The organism is Aquiflexum sp. (assembly GCF_977115555.1).
On record NZ_CDSBKL010000516.1, the window covers coordinates 1 to 2,490 of the forward strand.

Annotated in this window: 3 protein-coding genes; 2 read left to right on the plus strand and 1 reads right to left on the minus strand. The window is 45.1% G+C overall.

The window, feature by feature from the left end; all coding sequences use genetic code 11:
* Positions 1-180 (plus strand): hypothetical protein (locus ACZFYI_RS18985; RefSeq protein WP_462525691.1); only part of this gene is annotated, 180 nt, incomplete at its 5' end.
* Positions 181-519: 339 nt separating this feature from the next.
* Positions 520-1,893 carry a Gfo/Idh/MocA family protein gene (locus ACZFYI_RS18990; protein WP_462525692.1) on the plus strand — a complete coding sequence of 458 codons (1,374 nt, stop codon included), beginning with the start codon at positions 520-522 and terminating at the stop codon, positions 1,891-1,893.
* Positions 1,894-2,097: 204 nt separating this feature from the next.
* On the opposite strand, the gene ACZFYI_RS18995 is transcribed toward ACZFYI_RS18990, so the two are convergent.
* Positions 2,098-2,490 (minus strand): Gfo/Idh/MocA family oxidoreductase (locus ACZFYI_RS18995; RefSeq protein WP_462525693.1); only part of this gene is annotated, 393 nt, incomplete at its 5' end.

Consider the following 2,490-nt stretch of genomic DNA (forward strand, 5'->3'; position numbering starts at 1 on the left):
AAGCGGAACAGTAGGATAGGAGGTATAGCGTGGTGCAGGGACGTTGTATTTTTGGAGCAATCTGGAGGAAACAGCAGGCATATAGATAAATATTTCCTACAAATTTCACTTTTTGGACTATGGATTTTCATGACCAATACCGCCGAAGAAGATGATAAAAGTCATGGATTTCTTTTTTGAAAATGGTTTTCGAAAATCATCCTTCCCGTTTTGGATCAAACAGACCTTCATTTGTCATTTTGATATGTTCCAATATTATGTCTGACTTTTTTTCATACCAATCCCGAAAGGGATTTAATACCATCAGGTTATTTACCCCGGATAAAATCCGGAGGTGAGGAAGAAATCCTTCAAGAAAGCCAACAACCCTGATAGGGGTTGAAATGCCAGGCCAATCCAATCTTTGAACCCGTATTTTTCCTTATCTCCTTTTTTCAAAAAATAGCATGCTACCCGAAAGAAAAGGATGGACTTTAAAACTTAATTTGATATTTTTAAAATCAACCATACATCAAACCCATGAAAACCCTTTCCACTGATTCATCCCGAAGAAAATTTTTGGCTAAATCAGCCACATTGGCTGCAGGCTCGGTTTTTCTTAACGGCATCGCCGAAGCGCTCACGCTCCACGATAACCCCGCTGCAAAAATGAAAATTGCTCTTGTCGGCTTGGGTGTGAGGGGAGCCAATATGTTTGGGAGGGATGTGCAAAATGTTTACAGGGATCAGGTTGAATTTGTAGGATTGAGCGATATCAACCCCGGTAGGTTGGAATTCGGAAAGAAATACCTTGGGGTGGATTGCCCGGTTTTTACGGATTTTGACCAAATGCTGACCGAGCGTAAACCTGATGTGGTCATCGTCACCACGATGGATTCAACGCACCATATTTTTATCATCAAGGCCTTGGAAGCAGGCATTAACGTCATCACCGAAAAGCCGATGACGACAGATGAAGACAAGTGTCAGGCTATACTGGATGCCGAGCGGAAGTCCGGCAAGAAGGTCATCGTCACTTTCAATTACCGCTATTCTCCCCACCGTCAGCGCATCTATGAAGTTCTCCGCAATGGTGAAATCGGCGACATTACTTCTGTGGATTTTCATTGGTATTTGGATACTTCCCACGGAGCAGATTATTTCCGCAGGTGGCATGGCTACAAAGCCAAGGGAGGGACGCTCCTCGTCCACAAATCCACCCACCACTTTGACCTGCTCAATTGGTGGTTGGACTCAGATCCGCAAGAGGTTTTTGCCTATGGTGCATTGGAGTTTTATGGAAAAAACGGTGCTTTTCGAAGCACGAATTGCCGTCCCTGTCCCCACAAAACAAAGTGCGACTTTTATTGGGACATTACCAAAAACAAACACCTTGTAGACCTATATGTCAACAATGAACATCATGACGGGTATTTAAGAGATGGCTGTGTATTTAGGGAAGACATCGATATCTATGATAAAATGGCTGTACAGATCAGGTATATGAATGGCGTGCAGGTGAGTTACTCCCTGACGACATATTCACCCTATGAAGGTTACAGAATAGCTTTTAACGGTACAAAAGGCCGGGTAGAAGCCTGGATCAAAGAAAGCCAACCTTGGGAGGAAAAGGAGGAGGATGAAATCCGCTTGACCAAAAACTTTGGGGAAACAGAGCTGATTGTCATTCCTCACGGTGGCGGAGGTCACGGCGGTGGAGATACCCGTCTTAAAGACAAACTTTTTCTCGATCCCAAAATGGCAGATCCTTACCGCCAATCAGCCGGAACCCGTGATGGTGCCATGTCCATCCTTGTCGGCATCGCCGCCCGCAATTCCATCGAATCCGGCAAACCCATCAAAATCGCCGACCTGACGGATATTGAGTTGAAGGAAAGTGGGAGGGGCAAGTAGGAAAAGACGGAGGTTTGAAGCCAGAAGTGGGAAGTAGGGCAGTTTGAAAAAGGGGATAAAGGATTAATAGCAAAGTATCAAGTGCCATGTATATGGCATTACGACTTGAGAACACAAGAAGTTGGACAATCAGATAACAATTAGAACCACTACAACAACTACAACAATTACTCCATTCCTCAGGGATACCTCTAATAGATTAGATTACTTCCCCTTCACTCTCCCATCCATATCATCCCTGTTTTTCTCAGGAAATAAGGGGAATTTGACGGGTTTGTTGTCACGGGTAGAGCGGTAGATGGCGGTGAAAAGCTCCACAGTCTTGCGTCCTTCTTCCCCGTTGATCAGCGGTTCTCTTCCTTCGGTCAAGGCATCCAAGAATTCCTCAATCTGCTTTTCTATATAATGGACCGTGGGATCAATGCTGTTGAAGATCTCGGTGTCTTCCTTCAACCATTCTGCAATCAAATGCTCTTCCCCAGGAACTGTCCAAAGGTCATTGACCGGAGGACCGCCTATGCCCGATACACCTGCAATAAACATGGCTCCCTCCTCTGGAGTAACCCCTACAGAAGCACCGTTGCTGCCGTGAATCTG